This is a genomic window from Pseudoalteromonas sp. SWN29 (assembly GCF_015864465.1).
Lineage (GTDB): Bacteria > Pseudomonadota > Gammaproteobacteria > Enterobacterales > Alteromonadaceae > Pseudoalteromonas.
In genome coordinates this window covers 25,209-45,269 of record NZ_JADYXE010000026.1, presented here as the reverse complement: position 1 = coordinate 45,269, position 20,061 = coordinate 25,209, and the positions used below count along the sequence as shown (strand labels likewise).

The window sequence follows — 20,061 nt, the reverse complement described above, 5'->3', positions numbered from 1 at the left end:
CTTTGGGCGTATTAAGTGGCCCGCAGCCACTTAATACTTATATTTAAGGGTGCAGTGCCTTACGACTAAAATAGATTCCATCACATTCAATACACGGTGTAATTTGTGTAGCGTGATAAACATCGTAACTATGGGTGCAATTCTTACATACTAATGTGCCCATGGCTATCCATTCGCCTGCGTGATACACACCATTGTGCTTAAAATCTTGACTTAAAGATTGCCACTCAAGCTGGGTTTTATCTTCTATATGCGAAAGTTCAAACCAAAGAGACTCTTTAAGCTCTTGCCATGCAAGCGAATTATAGTGTGATTCGTTCTCTACTATATGTTCAATATCATTCTTTAAATAGCTTTTATAGAGCTCATATCTTTCTTGACTTAAATCTTTAAGCGCCTGCTCAGATTCAACAAACCCAGAAACCACATCTTTTAAACCATGCTCTTTCACATCTTTTATCCAATGGGTAAAACTGCTAAGCCATGTTTTGTAATCAGTCATTTTTTACTCCTTCAAAATTGCTGTTAAATCAGTCTGTAACTTATGTCTTTAGCTAACCACACTATAAAAAAGCAGGTTAACCCGCACTGAAAGTTACAATTTAATAAAAGCATGTTTTTGACGCTGTGAATAGTGTTTTATTTGGGGTATCCTAACGGCAATTTTTTATTAGTTTGCAAGAAGTCTGGAACCATAGATGCAAGAGCAATATAACCCGCAAGATATAGAGTCAAAAGTACAAAGCTACTGGGAAGAAAACCAGGTATTTAAAGTCACTGAAGATGAGAGCAAAGAAAAGTATTACTGCCTTTCTATGTTCCCTTATCCGAGTGGTCGACTGCATATGGGTCATGTACGTAACTACACCATTGGTGATGTTGTTTCTCGTTTCCAGCGCCTGCAAGGCAAAAACGTAATGCAACCTATGGGTTGGGATGCGTTTGGTTTACCTGCAGAAAACGCTGCTATTAAAAACAAAACAGCACCCGCTAAGTGGACTTACGAAAATATTGATTACATGCGTACCCAACTTAAGCAATTAGGTTTTGGTTATGACTGGGATCGCGAAATTGCGACGTGTCATCCAGAATACTACAAGTGGGAGCAGTGGTTTTTCACTAAGCTTTACGAAAAAGGCCTAGTGTATAAAAAAATGTCGACGGTTAACTGGGATCCAGTGGATCAAACAGTACTCGCTAACGAGCAAGTTATTGACGGTCGCGGTTGGCGTTCAGGCGCTGTAGTTGAGCAAAAAGAAATTCCACAGTGGTTTATTAAAATTACCGACTACGCACAAGAGCTACTTGACGATTTAGACAAGTTAGAAGATTGGCCAGAGCAAGTTAAAACAATGCAGCGTAACTGGATTGGCCGCTCTGAAGGGTGTGATATTGAATTTAAACGCACCGATAACGACGAAACATTTAGCGTATACACAACACGTCCAGATACCTTTATGGGTGTTACGTATGTTGCTGTTGCCGGTGGTCACCCTATTGCACAAGAAGCCGCTAAAAATAGCGATGCTATTGCAATGTTTGTTGAAGAATGCAAAAACACCAAAGTTGCCGAAGCAGACATGGCAACAATGGAGAAAAAAGGCATAGCAACAGGCTTTTACGCCACTCACCCATTAACGGGCGAGCAAGTACCAATATGGGTCGCTAACTTTGTGTTAATGCATTATGGCTCAGGCGCTGTAATGGCAGTACCTGCACACGACCAACGTGATTTTGAGTTTGCAACGGCGTACGGCCTAGATATAAAACAAGTTATTGCACCTGCTGAGGGTTCAGACCTTGAAGTAAACCTAAAAGAAGAAGCGTTTACTGATAAAGGCGTACTTGTAAATTCGGGTGAATTTAATGGCCTTGATTTTGAAGCAGGTTTTAAAGCCATTGCCGACAAATTAGAAGCACTAGGCGTTGGTGAGCGTAAAGTAAACTTCCGCCTGCGTGACTGGGGTGTGAGCCGTCAGCGCTATTGGGGTTCTCCAATTCCAATGCTTAGCGATGAAGATGGTAAAGAACTTGCCGCAACAGAAGATATGCTACCTGTTCGACTACCAGAAGATGTAGTTATGAACGGTGTAACGTCACCGCTTAAAGCAGACCCAGAGTGGGCTAAAACAACCGTAAATGGCGCACCTGCGTTTCACGAAACTGATACGTTTGACACCTTTATGGAATCGTCTTGGTACTACGCACGCTACTGTAGCCCACGCTACGACGAAGGCATGCTAGATCCTGCGGCTGCTAACTACTGGTTACCAGTAAACCAATACATTGGTGGTATTGAGCATGCAATTTTACATTTATTGTACTCACGCTTTTTCCATAAATTATTACGTGACTTTGGTTTAGTTAATTCAGACGAGCCGTTTGACCGCTTACTTTGTCAAGGAATGGTACTTGCTGAAACATTTTATCGTAAAGATGAAAAAGGCGGCGATATTTGGATTTCGCCAACTGATGTAAACACCGAAACCGACGAAAAAGGCCGCGTTACTAAAGCATGGCACAAAGAAGATGGCGAACCGGTATTCTCATCAGGCATGAGCAAAATGTCTAAGTCTAAAAACAACGGTATAGACCCACAACATGTAATTGCCCAGTATGGTGCAGATACAGTGCGTTTATTCATGATGTTTACAGCACCACCAGAGCAAACGCTTGAATGGTCGGACTCGGGCGTAGAAGGCGCACACCGTTTCTTAAAACGTGTATGGAAATACGCGGTAGACGTTAAAACAGTAGGTTACCAAGCACTTGATAAATCAGCGCTAACAAACCCACAAAAAGTACTACGTCGCGACTTACACAAAGCAATTGCTAAAGTGACTGATGATGTTGAACGTCGTCAAACCTTTAACACCGCTATTGCCGCTATTATGGAGCTTTCTAATAAGTTATTAAAAGCACCATTAAACGACAAGCAAGATGTAGCCATTGCCAATGAAGCACTTGAAGCATTAGTTATTATGCTTGCACCTATTACTCCGCATTTATCGCATGAGCTTTGGAAAGAGCTTGGTAAAGAAGGCGAGATTTTAGATGCTGCGTGGCCAAAAGTTGACGAGTCGGCACTTGTTGAAGATGAAAAATTAATCATCGTACAAGTAAATGGCAAACTTCGCGCTAAGTTAACTGTTGCTGCTGGTGCAACTCAAGAGCAAGTAGAAGCCCTTGCGTTTGCTGAGTCTAACGTCACTAAATTTACTGATGGCGCAACTATTCGTAAAGTTATTTACGTACCAGGCAAACTACTTAACGTGGTAGCTAACTAATATGGCTGCATTTAACGCCATTAAAAATGGACTAGCCTTAGTGCTAGTCTGTTTTTTGTTATCAAGCTGTGGCTTTCATTTAAAAAAAGCCTCTAGCTTGCCTGATAACTTAAAACAGCTAACACTTGTAGGCGATGACGAAAAATCGACTTTATTCACTGAGCTTAAAAAAGAGCTTAAAGCGAGTAACGTAGAGCTAGTATCGTCAGCTAAAGATAAAGCTCAATTGTATTTACGTAAAGAAACTATCGAACGCCAAACTCTTTCGCTATTTCAAAATGGTCAGGTTGCTGAATACGAACTCGCTTATGGCGTATCGTATGTAGTTAAACGACCAGGCGAAAAAGCGATAGAAAAACGTTTTGAGCTTTACCGTAATTACCAAGACGATCCGGATCATGCATTAGCAAAAGCAAAAGAGCTTGAGCTACTCATTAGCGAAATTCGTGAGCAAGCCAGTCGTCGTATTGTTAGAGAGCTGTCGCAACTATAATGCGCTGCTACGCTAATCAACTACCGAGTGAACTAAATAAAGGGCTAAAGCCCTTTTATTTAGTGTTTGGGGAAGAGCCTTTTCAAGAAGCGCAATGCGTACAGCAAATTCGTGACGTTGCTAAGCAACAAGGGTTTGATGAGGTAATTAAGTTTACTTTAATGCAAGGATTCGATTGGCAAGAAATTATATCTCAATACCAAAGCATGTCGCTGTTTAGTGCGCGCACTATTATTGAGCTTGATTTAAACCAACAAAAGCCAGGCGTTATTGGCAGCAACACCTTTAAAAAAGTAGTTGAGCTGGTTAATCCCGATACTATTTTAATTGTTAAAGGCGCTAAAGCCAGCCAAGAAGTACAACGTGGTGCATGGTTTAAAGCCCTTGATAAACTAGGCGTATTTGTTCCTTGTTACCCGCTTACAGGCACGCATGTAAAACGATGGCTTGACGATCAATGCCAACGTTTATCGCTCAATGTACAAAACGACGCCAAAGTAAGCTTAATTAATGCCACTGAAGGTAACTTATTAGCGTGTTTTCAGGAGCTTGAAAAACTCTCACTACTGCACGGCAATGCTTTAATTACTCAGCAATTAGTAATGCAAGGTCTGTTGAACCAAGCCAAGTTTGATATTTTTGATTTAAGCGATGCGCTATTAAATGGTCACGCTAAACAAGCTATAAAAGTATTAAACAAACTTGCGAGCGACAACACAGAAGTGGTGAGTATTTTGTGGGCTATAACCAAAGAGCTTAATACACTAATAAGTGTGCAACTTGGTTTACTAAATGGCGAATCTATCGCTAATTTATTTAAACAAAAGGCTATTTGGAAAAACCAACAAGGCCCAGTTCAAAATGCTATTAACCGGTTAAACATGCACACACTAGAACAAATAAATAGTGATGTAGCGTTGTTTGATGCCAGTTACAAGCAAGGTAAGTTAATAGCACCTTACCAAGCGCTTGCACATATTTGCATTAAATTTTGCCAGCCGCTTAACATTCCTATGCCGTGCCACACGGCTAATTAATAAATAGCTAATGGGTGTTAAATGATCGCAATTTTTGGTGGTACCTTTGACCCAGTTCATTTAGGTCATATAAATATGGCGCAGCAATGCGTTAATGCGTTTAATTTAGATACACTTTATTTTATGCCGTGTGCACTCCCTGCACATAAAGCTGCGCCGGGTATTAGTACGCAGCACCGAATTAATATGCTAAACGCAGCTACTGCACCTTATCCTCATTTTGAACTCGATTTAAGAGAACTTAACCGAACAGGTCCATCGTACTCGTTACTGAGCTTGCAAGAACTTCGTAAGGAGCACCCTACTACACCTATTTTATTTTTAATTGGTATGGACTCTTTTAACAATCTGGATAAATGGTTTGAGTGGCAAGCAATAACCCAACTTTGTCATATTGTGGTCTACCAGCGCCCTGCTCAACATTGCACTGTTAATGGTGAGCTAAAAAGCTATATGCAGCACGCAAATGTAGACGAAGCAGCAACACTTAAACAGTCACTTGCCGGTAAACTTTATTTTTTACCGGGCGAAATGCTCGATGCTGCCTCAAGCACCATTCGCGAACAACTGAAAAAAAGTAATAAAAAGAATGAACTATTGCCCGATGCAGTGAGTCATTACATACAAATGCATCAGCTCTATCAAATTGATGCTTAAAAACTCCTAGCGTGTTAAAATGCGCGCCATTAAATTTTTAAATTGAGACAAAACCTTGGATTCAAAACAACTACTCGCCTTTGCAATGGATAAAATTGACGATATGAAAGCGCGTGACATCGTTCATATTGACGTAACTAAGACATCAGATATCACAGATTACATGGTAATTTGTTCTGGTACTTCTAAACGTCACGTACAGTCAATTGCTGATCACTTAGCAAAAGAAGCGCGTCATGCAGATTCAGAACCACTAGGTTATGAAGGTGAAGGCGACGGCGAATGGGCACTGGTTGATTTAGGTGATGTGGTTGTACACGTGATGCAAAGCGAAGCACGTATCTATTACGATCTAGAAAAACTGTGGGGCTAAACGCTCACTTATTTTAGACAATGCTTGGAAGTAATACGTGAAAATACAAATGATTGCTGTTGGCACCAAAATGCCAGCATGGGTAGAAACGGGATTTGCAGAATATCAGCGCCGTTTCCCTAAAGATATGGCCCTTGAGTTAATTGAAATTCAAGCCGGAAAACGTGGTAAAAATGCAGATATAAAGCGTATTTTACACATTGAAGGTGAAAAAACATTAGCGGCTATTCCAAAAGGCAATCGTATTGTAACGTTAGAGGTAACAGGGAAAGCGCTGGATACTCACCAACTTGCTAAAAATATGGAAAAATGGCAACTCGACGGCCGCGATGTAAGTTTACTTATTGGCGGACCTGAAGGACTAGCTCCAGAGTGCATTGCAGCTTCTGAGCAAAAATGGTCGTTATCTAATTTAACATTGCCGCACCCATTGGTGCGTATTATTGTTGCAGAGAGCCTTTACCGAGGCTGGAGCTTAAATAACAATCATCCTTATCATCGCGAGTAACGCCTTGCCATGCTAAAACATAGACCCACTATTCGTGACCACTCCGCAGAGGCAAACTTATTTGCTAGGCGAGCATTCGTGGGTTTTGTTTTTGTATTAGGATTAGTCGCTGTATTGCTTTCTAATCTTTACACTATTCAGGTAGAAGATCACCAAGATTACCAAACTCGCTCTAACGACAACCGCATTAAAGTTATTCCTATTGCACCCAATCGTGGTTTAATTTACGACCGTAACGGTGTACTACTTGCTGAAAACAAACCGGTTTACAATCTTGAAGTCATCCCCGAAGAAGTAGACGACCTTGACGAATCGCTTAATCAAATAAGTAAAATAATTGCGATTACAGAGCAAGATAAACAAGATTTTTTAAAAGATATAAAACACACCCGCCGTTTTAAATCACAAGTATTAAAAGCCCGCTTAGACGAAACAGAAGTGGCGAAATTTTCGGTTAATCAACATAAATTCCCAGGTTTTAGTATTGAGGCTCGCCTTGCTCGCTACTACCCATTTGGCGATACGCTAACGCATGCGCTTGGATATGTTGCAAAGCTTAATAGAAAAGAGCTAAACCAATTAGAACAAGAAGACCGAGCAACCAATTACCGCGCTACGTATGATATTGGTAAACTCGGATTAGAAAAATACTATGAAGAAACATTGCACGGTAAAGTGGGCTCACAACGAGTAGAAGTTAATAACCGTGGCCGCGTAATTCGTACCCTAAGCATGACCCAGCCACAACCGGGTAGCGATTTAGTATTGACCTTAGACATTGGCTTACAACAAATCGCACAGCATGGGCTTAAAGATATGCGTGGCGCTGTGGTAGTTATGGACGCCAAAGATGGTGGCGTGCTTGCGCTTTATTCAAACCCAAGTTACGACCCAAACTTATTTGTTCACGGTATTAGCAGCAAAAATTATAAAGCACTGCTTAATCAAGATCGCCCATTAATAAACCGTACTACGCAAGGTCGTTACGCCCCTGCCTCTACAGTAAAACCGTTAATGGCTGTATTAGCCCTTGAAGAAAACATAGTAAATGAATCAACATCGATATGGGATCCTGGCTTTTTTCAAATTCCAAACGTTGAACACAAATGGCGAGACTGGAAACGGTGGGGTCATGGTCATGTTGATGTATACAAAGCGATTGAAGAGTCGTGCGATACTTATTTTTACGATGCGGCTTATCGATTAGGTATAACTAAAATAAGCGACTTTATGGCGCGTTTTGGTTATGGCGATTTATCAGGTATTGATATTCACGAAGAAACCACTGCTATTCTACCTTCAAAAGAATGGAAAGAAGGTCGCTTTAAAGAATCTTGGTGGCGCGGTGATACTATTTCGGTAGGTATTGGACAGGGTTATTGGACTGCTACACCAATTCAAATTGCAAACGCAACTAACATATTGGTTAATCGTGGTATTAATCACCCGCCTCATTTAGTGCAAGTGGTTAAAAAAGATAGCGATGTAACGCAAATAAATAACGAAGAAAAACCCCCTGTTATTTTAAAAGATCCACGTCATTGGCAGGTATCGTTAGATGCTATGCATAACACGGTCCAAAAAATATCTGGCACAGCGCACAAAGCATTTAAAGGCACTAACTACGACTCGGCGGGTAAAACCGGTACCGCGCAAGTAGTAAGTATTGCACAAGGTGAACGTTACGATGCTAAATCGCTTAAAGAGCGCCAACGTGACAACACTATTTATGTAGGTTTTGCACCTTATAACGATCCAAAAATTGTGGTTTCTGTTGTATTAGAAAACAACCACGGCGGTATTCAAATTGCTCGCCAACTTATGGATTATTACTTTGCAGCCAATCCAGTTAATCTTGCAAGGAACGATACACCATGACCGACTTGCACGATAAGCGCTCTATTTGGATGCGTATGCACCTAGACCTACCACTGCTTATTGCATTACTCATAATGATGGCTGGTAGCATAATGGTTGTTTACAGCGCAAGCGGGCAAGACTCTTCAATGATGATTAGGCACATGACTCGTATGGGCGGTGCGATTGTTGCTATGGTTGTTTTAGCCCAGTTTTCGCCTGCCACATTAAAGCGGTTAGTAATCCCACTTTATTGTGTTGGTTTATTAATGCTAGTGGGTGTACTTTTGTTTGGTGTAAGTTCAAAAGGCGCACAGCGCTGGCTTGATTTAGGCGTTACACGGTTTCAACCTGCTGAACTAATGAAATTAGCAGTACCGATGATGGTTGCTTGGTATATAGGGCGTAATCACCTACCTCCTCGTCCATTGCACTTAATTATTGGTTTTATGATTGTAATGCTCCCTACATTATTAATTAAAGAACAGCCCGATTTAGGTACCGCCATACTTATTGCTAGTTCAGGTATATTTGTATTGTTTTTGTCGGGCTTAAGTTGGCGTTTAATCGGCTTTTTAAGCTCAATTGTAGCGCTTGCCGCATGGCCATTTTGGCACTACGGTATGCACGATTACCAAAAACAACGTGTACTTACCTTTTTAGACCCTGAGAGCGATCCGCTTGGTTCGGGTTATCATATTATTCAATCTAAAATTGCTATTGGATCAGGTGGGATAGAAGGTAAAGGCTGGCTGCTTGGCACGCAATCGCAATTAGAATTTTTACCCGAGCGCCATACTGACTTTATATTTTCGGTTTTAAGCGAAGAGTTTGGTTTATTTGGTGTATGTGTTTTACTTAGCCTTTATTTATTTATTATTGGCCGTGGTTTATACATTGCTGTTAATGCACAAGATGCATTTGGTAAATTGCTTGCAGGCGCACTCACCCTCACCTTCTTTGTATATGTATTTGTTAACATAGGCATGGTATCGGGTTTATTACCTGTTGTTGGCGTACCTTTACCACTTATAAGTTATGGTGGCACCTCAATGGTGACGCTCATGGCAGGATTTGGCATTATTATGTCAATTGCGACAGATAAAAGGATGCTTTTAAAATAATGCGACACACTAATCAGCTTATATTTACTACATTATTAATTTTACTTTTAAGTGCTTGTAGCAGTGGCTCTGGTAGCCGTTATAGCATGCGCCACGATGCAGCACCACTTAGAGCTCCTACTACGCTTGAAATGCAAGACGCGATAGTAACCGAAACCACTAAAAGTGCCAGCGCAAGCCGCCCGTACACAGTGCTTGGTAAAAGCTATTCCCCTATGCTTGACGAAACAGGTTATTCTGAGGAAGGTATTGCCTCGTGGTATGGTCGAAAATTTCATGGTTATCACACTTCAAATGGTGAAACCTACGATATGTTTGCCATGACCGCAGCGCATAAAACGCTGCCATTACCTAGCTTTGTTAAAGTAACCAATACAGCAAATGGTAAATCGGTAATAGTGCGCGTAAACGACCGGGGTCCGTTTCATGACGATAGAGTGATTGACCTTTCGTATGCTGCCGCTTATAAGCTTGGCTATTACACTCATGGTACAGCAAAGGTTAAGCTAGAGGCCGTTACCCTTGCCGGCGCAACTGCGCGTCAAACCTATATTCAAGTAGCTGCAGGTAGTACACTTGCCAATATTGAAGCGCTTGCCAGTACATTGCGAGAGCAATACAAATTACCAACAAATATCGTTCAAAAAGACGATATTTACAGACTGCATTTAGGGCCAATAAAAGACACCCCTCATGCAGACGAAGTATTAAAAAAATTAAAACAAAATCAATTTCAAAACGCGTTCTTGCTTTACACTCAGTAAGACTAATACCCAAACCAGCCCAAGATGCTCGCATCTCGGGCTGGTTTGGGTATAAAATAGCGTAACGCGAATCTTTAACTTTAACCATTAATGAGTATGATGAAATCTATTAAACATAAAATCCTCAAAGGTGTATGCGGCCTCGTTTGTACAGCCGCCGTATTCTCAGCCAGCGCCCAAATTATTCCGGCACCACCTCAAGTTAATGCAAAAGGTTATTTTTTAGTCGACTTTACAACTGGTAAAGTAATTGCTGAAGGTGAAGCTGACACACAGCTAGCACCAGCAAGTTTAACTAAAATGATGACCAGTTATGTAATTGGTACTGAAATTAAAGCCGGTAACATTGCCAATACCGATATGGTAACGGTAAGCGAAAAAGCATGGGCTAAAAACTTCCCTGAATCTTCTAAAATGTTTATTGAAGTAGGTAAGCAAATTAGTGTTGATCAGCTTAACCACGGTATTATTATTCAATCTGGTAATGATGCATGTGTTGCAATGGCTGAGCATATTGCTGGAAGCGAAAGCGCATTTGCTGATTTAATGAATGCACATGCTGCTAAATTAGGTATGAGCAACAGCCACTTTATCAACAGCCACGGCCTTGATACTGACGAGCACTTCACAACTCCGCGCGATATGGCGACACTTGGTGCTGCACTTATTCGTGATGTGCCAGACGAATACGCACTTTATAAGCAAAAGTCATTTACTTATAACGGCATTAAGCAATATAACCGTAACTCATTATTGTGGGACGAAAGCTTAGATGTTGACGGTATTAAAACTGGCCATACATCAGAAGCAGGCTACAGCCTAGTTACCTCAGCAACTAAAAACGATATGCGTTTAATTGCTGTTGTTATGGGTACTACCAGCGAACGTGCTCGTAAAGTAGAAAGTAAAAAGCTACTTAACTATGGTTTTCGTTTTTATGAAACAATTACTCCGTACAAAGCAGGCGACAGCTTTGCAGAACAACGTATTTGGATGGGTAACAAAGAAAATGTATCTTTAGGTATTTTAGAAGATACACCGATTACTATCCCACGTGGTCAGCATAAAAACCTTAAAGCTAACTTTGAGCTAGATAACACGCTTGAAGCACCACTTGCTAAAGGTACTAAAGTAGGTACGTTATTCTTACAACTAGAGGGCGAAGATATTGCTCAATACCCGCTAGTAACACTTGAAGAAGTGGAAGAAGGCAGCTTCTTTAGCAAAATTTATGATTACTTACGTTTACAGATAATGCAGTAATTTACAGTTGCCCTACTAACGTGGGTAACTAATTTAAACGTCTCCACTGTGAGGCGTTTTTTTTTGCTTGAAAAATGTTAGAATGCGCCCCATATAAGCAAGACTGCTAATTGCCTATCTGTATTAAGCTTCGAGCTTGCATAGAGTCCACACTTTTGTATGAGGAGTCACCGTCGTGGTTCAACCTGTTAAAGATACTAAATTTGATGAGTACCTAGAGTATCCTTGCCCATTTACATTCAGAATAATGGGTTTAGCTAATGTAAACTTAACTGATCAAATTTTAGCTAAGTTACAACCAATAGCACCTGGCGATTACGCCCCTAAAGTAAAACCAAGCAGCAAAGGTAATTACGAGTCAGTAAGCCTTGTAGCAACAGTTACTAGTGGCAAACACATTGAAGAAATTTACAACGTGATCAGCAATATTGATGACGTACGCCACATGCTTTAATCCATAGTTGAGATTTGTTGTGAACGAAAACACTTTGATCGTACGCCAACTGGGTCGCCAGCGTTATATGCCAATTTGGCAAAAAATGCAGGACTTTACCGACACCCGTGATGAAAATACGCCAGATGAAATTTGGCTTGTAGAGCACGAGAGTGTATTCACCCAAGGTCAGGCTGGTAAGGACGAACACTTGCTTGCTCCTGGCGACATTGAGGTGATTAAAGTTGACCGTGGCGGACAAGTAACTTATCACGGTCCAGGCCAACAAATGATGTATGTATTATTTAATCTACGTCGTTTAAAAATTGGTGTACGTGAGCTGGTTACGTGGCTTGAAGAGTGCATTATTGAATCACTCGCCGAGTACGGTATCCAAGCGTATGCTAAAGCGGATGCACCAGGTGTTTACGTTAACGACAGCAAAATTGCATCTCTTGGGTTAAGAGTTCGTCGTGGTTGCTCGTTTCATGGCTTAGCATTAAATGTTAATATGGATCTAAGTCCATTTTTACGCATTAACCCATGTGGTTATGCGGGCATGAATATGGTGCAAACTAAAGAATTAGATGGTCCTCAAAACCTAGAAAGTGCGGGTGAAGGATTGGTAAAACACATGATCAATAAGCTTAATGCAACACAGGTTAAGCATACTGAAGGGTTTGAAAACGAATGAATAAACCAGTCAAAATGGAACCAGGTGTAAAACTACGCGACGCAGAAAAAATGGCGTTGATCCCAGTAAAAGTTTTACCTACAGAAAAAACTGAAATGTTACGTAAGCCAGAATGGTTAAAAATTCGCTTACCTAAATCAACAGATCGCATTGACGGCATTAAAAAAGCGCTACGTAAACATGGCTTACACTCGGTATGTGAAGAGGCTTCGTGCCCTAACCTATCAGAATGTTTTAACCACGGTACAGCTACTTTTATGATTTTAGGTGCAATATGTACTCGCCGTTGCCCATTTTGTGATGTTGCCCATGGTCGCCCATTAAAACCTGATGCCACTGAACCTGAAAAGCTAGCACTTACGATTAAAGATATGAAGCTAAGCTACGTTGTAATCACTTCGGTTGACCGTGATGATTTACGTGATGGTGGTGCACAGCATTTTGCCGATTGTATTCGCGAGATTCGTAAGCACAATCCAACAATCACTATCGAAATTCTAGTACCAGATTTTCGCGGTCGTATGGACCGTGCACTAGAGATATTAATCGAGACGCCACCTGATGTGTTTAACCACAATCTTGAAACTGCGCCACGTTTATACAAACTAGCTCGTCCAGGTGCTGACTACAAATGGTCGTTAGAGTTACTACGTCGCTTTAAAGAAGCTCACCCAGAAGTAAAAACTAAATCAGGCCTAATGGTTGGTTTAGGTGAAGAGATTAGCGAAATTGAAGAAGTACTTCGCGATTTACGTGCTCACAACGTTGACATGCTAACTGTAGGCCAATACCTACAACCTTCTAAGCATCACTTACCGGTTAAGCGCTACGTGCCACCAGTAGAGTTTGATGGCTTAAAAGCGTATGCAGACGAAATTGGCTTTACTCACGCGGCTTCAGGCCCGTTTGTACGCTCAAGCTACCACGCAGATCAACAAGCCGCTGGTAAAGAAGTGAAATAAATAAACTTAAGTATTAAACTACTTTTATAGTAAAAAATGCCGTTAGTTAATAAATTAAACTAACGGCATTTTTGTATGTGATAAATTTTTTTTACCATTTATCAAATAAAATTAGGTTAAACCCATCTAAGTTGAGATAATTAGTACTGACATAATTATTTAGGTTCATTATGAAACTATTAGTTCGTAACTTGTCTCGTGCTACCACTGAGCATGAGCTTCGTACTTTATTTGCAGAGCACGGTAAAGTGACTACCTGTAACTTAGTACTTGATAAAGAAACTGGCCAATCTAAAGGTTTTGCCTTTGTAGAAATGCCAAACGACATAGAAAGTAAAAGCGCTATTAAAGCACTTAACCAATCTACTGTTGATAAAAGTAAGATCCGCGTAAAACTTGCAGACGCTTAAAGCTAACTGCAACTTATGCTAAAAAACCAGCTAATGCTGGTTTTTTGCTTTTAGTGCACAGTATTGCATTTAGGCTTTATATTTAGCTAAAAACAAACTAACTGTTTGCTCTATTACTTTATTATTTTTCTGCTCTTCAGCTTTTTCAAACCCATAAAGCAACGGATAAAATACAAAAGACTTTAACTGATACACAAACTGTTTTGCTGCAATGCTTAAGTCATCAACTTTTAAAGTATTAGCCTTTGTAGCCTCTTTTAAAAAACCTTCAAAGTAGCTCATACATCCCATTGTATTATTGCTCAAAGATTTAGCTAACTGTGGCTCTTGTAGCATTTGCATAAAAGCTATTTTAGCAATGCGTAAAAAATCGGGGGAAGTGAGCATCCCTACTTCTTGCTCTGCAATAGCGCTAAGTTGCTGCTCAATAGGCTTGCTTTTATCAAAGGGAATAACATCACCATGATTAATTTTAGCCAGCATCGTTGATAATATAGCCTGAAACAGTTCGTCTTTAGTCATAAAATGGTTATACACAGTACGCTTTGATGCACCCGCTTTAGCAGCAATTTGATCCATACTGGTATGCTCTACACCATTTTCATAAAATAATTGCTCTGCAGCTTCTAATATATCTATGCGTTTTTTTTCTGATAATTTCATAATGGGATCTTCAATTACTTATACATGTATTTTAACCAAACAATAAAAAAATGCACTAAGTAGTTTACTTTTTATATAAACAATGAAAAACTACACTCACTAGTTTACTTTAAGGTTTAACGATGACATTTTTTAAATGGTTAGTTGTGATCATCGCCGTCATTATTTGTGGAGTGTATAGCGTGAATAAAAGTTTAGTTGCTCATGGGTTAGAAAATACAGCTAATATTAAGCATTTTGACAATGGTAAGTTTCACAACGATGCCAAAGTTGAGCCGACTACATTGAAAAAAACACTGGGACTAATAGCGCGCTATATTAAAGAAAAACGTACCAATATTAGCCCTTCTAGTCCGGTGCCTATGCACTCATTAACAAAAGATATGCTAGATAGATTAAGCAATAATACCATTCACGTAGTTAAATTAGGGCACTCTACGGTGCTATTAAAAGTGCATGGTGAATACTGGCTACTTGATCCCGTATTTAGTGAGCGCGCTTCGCCATTTTCGTTTTTAGGACCAAAACGCTTTTCGCCCACTCCAATTAGCATTACTGATCTACCTGAGATAGATAGAGTGCTTATATCGCATAATCATTACGACCACCTTGATAAAGCAGCTGTAAAACAACTAGCAGCAAAAACAAAACAGTTTTATGTTCCTTTAGGTGTTGAAAATGATTTACAAAAATGGGGGATTGAACCAAGTAAAATATCTTCATTTAATTGGTGGCAAGAACAAAAAACTGAGCATGCATTAGTTGCCTTTACACCTACTCAGCATTTTTCTGGCCGAGGTATTAGTGATACAAATAATACTTTGTGGGGGTCGTGGGTTATTCAATCAAAGGAACAAAGCCTCTTTTTCAGTGGTGACTCAGGCTACTTTGCTGGCTTTAAAGAAATAGGTAACAAGTACGGGCCATTTGATTTAACGCTTATTGAAACCGGTGCTTATGATAAAGACTGGGCCGATATTCATATGACGCCGGAAGAGTCTGTTAAGGCACACTTGGACTTACAAGGTAAAACCATGGTGCCTATTCATAATGGTACATTTGATTTAGCGTTTCATACCTGGATAGACCCACTTGAGCGAGTGACAGCAGCAAGTACAGCTAATAACGTTGCATTAAGTACACCGCAGTTTGGTCAAATATTTACAATAAATGATGCCCCCATACACGATAAGTGGTGGTTGCAATCATTTAAATAAAACTAAGCGGCTATTAAGCCGCTTTTTTTATACTTATAGTGCCCAATATTATAAAAGAAGCTGACAGCACAAAAAATGTCTCCTGCTCAGCTAATATTGCAGCAGCAAAAAATGCAATGCCACTAGCTATAAATAAATACCCACTTTTTTTACATTGGCTCATTATATGCTCCTTTAGGTTGTTCGTTATTTATACACCTTATAAAACTAATCTGCAATTGCCTGAAAAGTTTGCGATAAAAATTCGACATCGCTGCGGTGCTTCCTTTATATTGAAAGCCTAATTAAATAACAATATGAAGACTATGGCATCGACTCTTTTAAAAGGCGCAAGCTTAAGCTTGCTAGTTACCTTATTTGGCTGCTCAGACCCTGTTGATGAGCAAGCCAACCTTGAAAACACACCTGGTGTAAGCCTTAGCAATATTAAACAACATATTAAAACGCTAGCCTCAGATGACTTTGAAGGCCGAGGCCCGCTTACTCATGGCGAAGTAAAAACAGTAGGCTACTTAAGTGAGCAATATAAAGCGCTGGGTTTAACCGGTGCATATAAAGGTAAATACTTGCAGCCTGTAAAAATGGCAATGGTGACGGCTAATCAGGATATGCAGTTAAAGGTAGGTGATTTAAGCTTTGAATCAGGTAAAGACTTTACTGCGCGTACCGAGCAACTTCAGCCATTAATTGATGTACGCAATTCTGACGTTGTATTTGTTGGCTATGGTATTAATGCGCCAGAATATAACTGGAATGATTATAAAAATATTGATGTAACGGGTAAAACAGTGGTTGTGCTAGTTAACGATCCAGGCTTTGCTACTCAAAACGATGCCCTTTTTACTGGTAATGCAATGACCTACTACGGTCGCTGGACTTATAAATATGAAGAAGCCGCTCGCCAAGGTGCAAAGGCTGTATTTATTGTCCACGAAACAGCACCCGCAGCGTACCCTTGGGGCGTAGTTGAAAGTTCAAACACGGGTACTAAATACACGTTAATGGATAACAACTTAAACGCATCAAAATTACCGGTTATGGGCTGGCTAACACTTGATGCGACCGAGCAAATGTTTAATGCTGCAAAGCTAAACTATCAAGATTTAAAGCAAGCAGCATTAAGTGATGACTTTAAAGCGACGCCACTTAACTTAAAAGCAAACCTTGTTTTTAAAAACGAAATATCCCATGCCAAATCGCATAACGTCGTTGCACAAATTACAGGTAGCGAATCACCTGACGAGTACGTGGTTATAAGCGCACATTGGGATCATTTTGGTACGAAGCAAACCGATGCAGGCCCTAAAATTTACAATGGCGCAGTAGATAATGCTTCTGGTACAGCAGCAACCCTTGAAATTGCACGCATCATGAGCGAAATGAACAAGCAACAACCATTTAAACGCTCAATTATTTTTGCTAACTTTACAGCAGAAGAAACGGGATTAATTGGTTCTGAAGAGTTTGCATCGGGCGCGGTTGTACCAACAAAAAAAATGGTCGGTTTATTAAATATTGATGGCATGAACGTGCTTGATGGCACTGACTACATTTTACAATACGGTAAAGACTTATCGACAATGGAAAACTATTTAGCGAAGGCTGCAAAATCACAAGGCCGTGTTGTTAAAATGGATCCTCGCCCGCAAAATGGCTTGTTTTTTAGATCCGATCATTTCTCACTTTCTAAGCAAGGTGTACCAAGCTTATTATTTATGAGCCTGGGCGATACCGACCCTGAGTACATAGCGCATAAATACCATAAAGAAGCAGACGACTACTCAGCTGATTGGTCGTTAGGCGGTGTTAAGCAAGATATAGATCTTATTGTTGATATAGCCACACAGCTTGCAAACAATGGCGATTGGCCAAAGTGGACGAGCGAGTCTGACTTTAAAGCTAAGCGCGCACAAGATAAGTAGTAATAGCTATTACTGAGTAATATAAAACCCTCCTACTTGGAGGGTTTTTGCTTTATACGAGCTTGCATTAATAACGTTTCGGCCTTTGCACCTAAATAAACATAAATAGCCAGTGCAATTAAAAGCCCTACCACTGCCAGCATCATCGCTATTGCAGGCATTAAATATTCCGCCTGCCCAAGTGCTGCCTTAAACATGGTTAACAGCGCCTCAATTGATATAGCAATCAGCACTGTAGATATAAACCGTGTGATGGTACGCCGCGTAGATGAATGCCTAAAAATATCCTTATGCATAAGGATTTCTTCTTCAAGTATTGTTTTACCTAAATCGAATACTGCTAATGCCAAGGTGATATAAATAATAATGCTAAAGGGCTCTAGCGGATCTGAGGAGGTATCTACATGGGTTAATAAAGCGTATATATCGCCAAATACAATGTTTAATAAAAACAGCACTAAGCTAAATAAACACGCAACTATAATTCCGTACCCCGCTTTAAAATAAGGAGACATATTGGCTCGTGCTGTATCCCCCATTATAAACTCAATAAGCTGCGTTAAACTCACATCAACGACCAAGTAATGTTGATTATTAATTGGTTTTTTGAGCTCTTTTATTGCCGATATACATAAATGGTTAGTCGCTATAGAAATGTAGGGATCAGTAAAGCACACTTTATCACTTGCTTTAGCGTTCAAAAAATAGGGTCGCTCACTTAAATCTTGCTGATTACCACTCGCCCCTAACTTTTTTATATAGGCGCGTTTAAAGCAGACATTATTACCCTGCTGTAAACCTTCTGCATTTAAGCAATACTGTAATTCTAAAAATGGATATTGCTTAATAAGATAGCGTGTATCACGCTCTTTGGTCAGTCCATCTTCAATGCTCATTAAAATAGATTCAAGCAAACTGTGTATCACGTGCTCGTACTCATGGTAGCGCTCAACACTACTGATATAACTCATTCTTGCCATACATTTATACTCATAAATTCGCTTTATAAGTAGCTAAGCAAGTTTAAAACCAAGTATTAAACTAAAATAAAATCATTAACTTACAGATTTAATAAATTAAAGGCTGCACTGTTTTGGTGAAAAATAGCTTACTAATATTTTTAATGCACAAAAAAAGCAGCTAAGTATTAAATACTTAGCTGCTTTGTGAGTATGACTGGTAAGGCTTTACGACTAACTTAAATATAGAGCCTGTTATTGAACCTTTGAAAACTCTTCTTTAGATAACTCGCCATTTCCATCTGTATCTAATTGATCAAATAACTGTACTAGTTGCGAGTTTACTTCTGCTTCTGATTTGCTAATTACGCCGTCGCCATCAGTATCAAAAGAATCAAAATCTACCGCAGCAAACGCCGCTGAAGAAGAAGCAAGGGCTACAAGTGCTAGAGTTTTGTGTAATGTTTTCATAATCGTTTCCTTAGGCTTTGAGCCTGATTAGGGGTGACCTGATTAGAGGTAAGAAGTCCTTTTCAAAGATCCTTTAGGAGTAAAGTGTCTATAAACTAATATTCAAAAAAATCATTTTCTGTCGGGCCACCGCTACTTTGAACATTCAGCTCGTCAAATTGCTCTATCACTTGCGCCGATTCTTCAGCTTGGCTAATTAAAGCGTTGTCGTCTGCATCGAGTGTTTCAAAGTGTGTGTTTGCAAATACTACTGACGAGAAAACAATAGCCATAAGTACAAATATTGATTGTAGCTTTTTCATAATTTAATCCTTCAAAAGTATGCGGTGTCCTAAATAAATTTGCTCTATAGTGCTCTCTAGTAACTTCCTAGTTATTCTTTTTAGTAGGCTCCCTTGCCTACTTAGGTTGTCTTTGGCAACTCAGAATTTAGATAACATCACAGAGCATTAACTGTTTAAGGCTTTAATTTTAGGCCTTAGAAAACTCATCTTCAGATAGCTCACCATCTTGGTTTGTATCGAGTTCTTCAAATTTGCTTAAAAGCTCAGCATCTACTGAAGCTTCGGCTTGGCTAATTGCGCCATTACCATCTACGTCTAGCGTATCAAAATCTGTTGCTGCAAAAGCCGCTGATGAAGAAGCTAGCGCCATTAGTACTAATGTTGATTGAAATGTTTTCATAATAGTATTCCTTCATTGGGTTGTTGCGATTAAGGCCTTTGGCTTTCATCACGTTTTGCTTAATACACTCTAGGTATTACAACTTCGGTGCCACTTTTTATTTGTTATTTAAAAACAATGGGTTAAACGATATAAAGCGAGAGAAGCTAAATTTGGGGAGGTGCTTTTGTTGCTTTTTAGCAACAGCCATTTAACTAGGAATAATTAATCAATATAAATCAACAAGTTAACTTTAATTAAAAAGACACACTTTAGCTAAAAAGCCAGTGTCGGGAGCATTTAG

23 protein-coding genes are annotated in these 20,061 nt (G+C 39.8%); 16 read left to right on the top strand and 7 right to left on the bottom strand.

The window, feature by feature from the left end:
• Positions 1–43: 43 nt before the first annotated feature.
• The gene (locus I6F53_RS11470) at positions 44–502 is read right to left on the bottom strand and encodes a zinc ribbon-containing protein (RefSeq protein WP_007585575.1); all 459 of its coding nucleotides are present in this window, start codon (positions 500–502) and stop codon (positions 44–46) included.
• A gap of 196 nt (positions 503–698) precedes the next feature.
• Between I6F53_RS11470 and leuS the strand changes: the two genes are divergently transcribed.
• From leuS to I6F53_RS11400, 14 genes are all read left to right on the top strand, one after another.
• Positions 699–3,287, top strand: coding sequence for a leucine--tRNA ligase (gene leuS, locus I6F53_RS11465; RefSeq protein WP_197239648.1), 2,589 nt, complete (start codon positions 699–701; stop codon positions 3,285–3,287).
• 1 nt (position 3,288) lies between these two features.
• Entirely contained in the window at positions 3,289–3,780 is a 492-nt protein-coding gene (locus tag I6F53_RS11460; RefSeq protein ID WP_165744033.1) for an LPS-assembly lipoprotein LptE, read from the top strand.
• Entirely contained in the window at positions 3,780–4,817 is a 1,038-nt protein-coding gene (gene holA, locus I6F53_RS11455; protein ID WP_197119593.1) for a DNA polymerase III subunit delta, read from the top strand. Before I6F53_RS11460 ends, holA begins: the two co-directional genes overlap by 1 nt.
• Before the next feature lie 21 nt (positions 4,818–4,838).
• The gene (nadD, locus tag I6F53_RS11450; protein WP_197119594.1) at positions 4,839–5,474 is read left to right on the top strand and encodes a nicotinate-nucleotide adenylyltransferase; all 636 of its coding nucleotides are present in this window, start codon (positions 4,839–4,841) and stop codon (positions 5,472–5,474) included.
• Positions 5,475–5,529: 55 nt separating this feature from the next.
• A complete protein-coding gene (gene rsfS / locus I6F53_RS11445) occupies positions 5,530–5,847 on the top strand; it encodes a ribosome silencing factor (RefSeq protein WP_165728920.1) in 318 nt (105 codons plus the stop codon).
• 37 nt (positions 5,848–5,884) lie between these two features.
• Positions 5,885–6,355 (top strand): 23S rRNA (pseudouridine(1915)-N(3))-methyltransferase RlmH, encoded by a 471-nt coding sequence (rlmH, locus tag I6F53_RS11440; RefSeq protein WP_007585562.1) that lies wholly within the window; start codon positions 5,885–5,887, stop codon positions 6,353–6,355.
• 9 nt (positions 6,356–6,364) lie between these two features.
• Positions 6,365–8,233, top strand: a complete 1,869-nt coding sequence (mrdA, locus tag I6F53_RS11435; RefSeq protein ID WP_197119596.1) for a penicillin-binding protein 2 — start codon at positions 6,365–6,367, stop codon at positions 8,231–8,233.
• Entirely contained in the window at positions 8,230–9,336 is a 1,107-nt protein-coding gene (gene rodA, locus I6F53_RS11430; protein WP_197119597.1) for a rod shape-determining protein RodA, read from the top strand. Before mrdA ends, rodA begins: the two co-directional genes overlap by 4 nt.
• Entirely contained in the window at positions 9,336–10,100 is a 765-nt protein-coding gene (locus I6F53_RS11425; RefSeq protein WP_197119598.1) for a septal ring lytic transglycosylase RlpA family protein, read from the top strand. The genes rodA and I6F53_RS11425 overlap by 1 nt, the downstream gene beginning before the upstream one ends.
• Before the next feature lie 99 nt (positions 10,101–10,199).
• Positions 10,200–11,363, top strand: a complete 1,164-nt coding sequence (locus I6F53_RS11420; protein WP_165728924.1) for a serine hydrolase — start codon at positions 10,200–10,202, stop codon at positions 11,361–11,363.
• 175 nt (positions 11,364–11,538) lie between these two features.
• Positions 11,539–11,817, top strand: a complete 279-nt coding sequence (ybeD, locus tag I6F53_RS11415) for a DUF493 family protein YbeD (RefSeq protein WP_002958517.1) — start codon at positions 11,539–11,541, stop codon at positions 11,815–11,817.
• Positions 11,818–11,836: 19 nt separating this feature from the next.
• Positions 11,837–12,490, top strand: a complete 654-nt coding sequence (lipB, locus tag I6F53_RS11410; protein ID WP_165728925.1) for a lipoyl(octanoyl) transferase LipB — start codon at positions 11,837–11,839, stop codon at positions 12,488–12,490.
• Positions 12,487–13,452 (top strand): lipoyl synthase, encoded by a 966-nt coding sequence (gene lipA, locus I6F53_RS11405; protein WP_002958515.1) that lies wholly within the window; start codon positions 12,487–12,489, stop codon positions 13,450–13,452. The genes lipB and lipA overlap by 4 nt, the downstream gene beginning before the upstream one ends.
• Before the next feature lie 170 nt (positions 13,453–13,622).
• Positions 13,623–13,862 (top strand): RNA recognition motif domain-containing protein, encoded by a 240-nt coding sequence (locus tag I6F53_RS11400; protein ID WP_197239647.1) that lies wholly within the window; start codon positions 13,623–13,625, stop codon positions 13,860–13,862.
• 69 nt (positions 13,863–13,931) lie between these two features.
• Here the strand turns inward: I6F53_RS11400 and I6F53_RS11395 are convergent, their stop codons facing one another.
• Positions 13,932–14,525 carry a TetR/AcrR family transcriptional regulator gene (locus I6F53_RS11395; protein WP_197239646.1) on the bottom strand — a complete coding sequence of 198 codons (594 nt, stop codon included), beginning with the start codon at positions 14,523–14,525 and terminating at the stop codon, positions 13,932–13,934.
• 122 nt (positions 14,526–14,647) lie between these two features.
• Between I6F53_RS11395 and I6F53_RS11390 the strand changes: the two genes are divergently transcribed.
• On the top strand, positions 14,648–15,742 hold the full coding sequence (locus tag I6F53_RS11390) for an MBL fold metallo-hydrolase (protein WP_197239645.1): 1,095 nt from the start codon (positions 14,648–14,650) through the stop codon (positions 15,740–15,742).
• 13 nt (positions 15,743–15,755) lie between these two features.
• Here I6F53_RS11390 and I6F53_RS11385 read toward each other — a convergent pair whose 3' ends face one another.
• On the bottom strand, positions 15,756–15,905 hold the full coding sequence (locus tag I6F53_RS11385) for a hypothetical protein (protein WP_007585545.1): 150 nt from the start codon (positions 15,903–15,905) through the stop codon (positions 15,756–15,758).
• A 142-nt stretch (positions 15,906–16,047) separates the two neighbouring features.
• Here I6F53_RS11385 and I6F53_RS11380 point away from each other — a divergent pair, with 142 nt between their 5' ends.
• Entirely contained in the window at positions 16,048–17,664 is a 1,617-nt protein-coding gene (locus tag I6F53_RS11380) for a M28 family metallopeptidase (protein WP_197239644.1), read from the top strand.
• A 32-nt stretch (positions 17,665–17,696) separates the two neighbouring features.
• Here I6F53_RS11380 and I6F53_RS11375 read toward each other — a convergent pair whose 3' ends face one another.
• The 4 genes from I6F53_RS11375 to I6F53_RS11360 form a co-directional block, all read right to left on the bottom strand.
• A complete protein-coding gene (locus I6F53_RS11375; RefSeq protein WP_197239643.1) occupies positions 17,697–18,644 on the bottom strand; it encodes a PDC sensor domain-containing protein in 948 nt (315 codons plus the stop codon).
• Positions 18,645–18,878: 234 nt separating this feature from the next.
• A complete protein-coding gene (locus tag I6F53_RS11370; RefSeq protein ID WP_197239642.1) occupies positions 18,879–19,094 on the bottom strand; it encodes an EF-hand domain-containing protein in 216 nt (71 codons plus the stop codon).
• 95 nt (positions 19,095–19,189) lie between these two features.
• On the bottom strand, positions 19,190–19,396 hold the full coding sequence (locus I6F53_RS11365; RefSeq protein WP_197176537.1) for a calmodulin: 207 nt from the start codon (positions 19,394–19,396) through the stop codon (positions 19,190–19,192).
• A 169-nt stretch (positions 19,397–19,565) separates the two neighbouring features.
• Positions 19,566–19,778, bottom strand: coding sequence for a calmodulin (locus I6F53_RS11360; protein WP_007585535.1), 213 nt, complete (start codon positions 19,776–19,778; stop codon positions 19,566–19,568).
• Positions 19,779–20,061 lie beyond the last annotated feature (283 nt).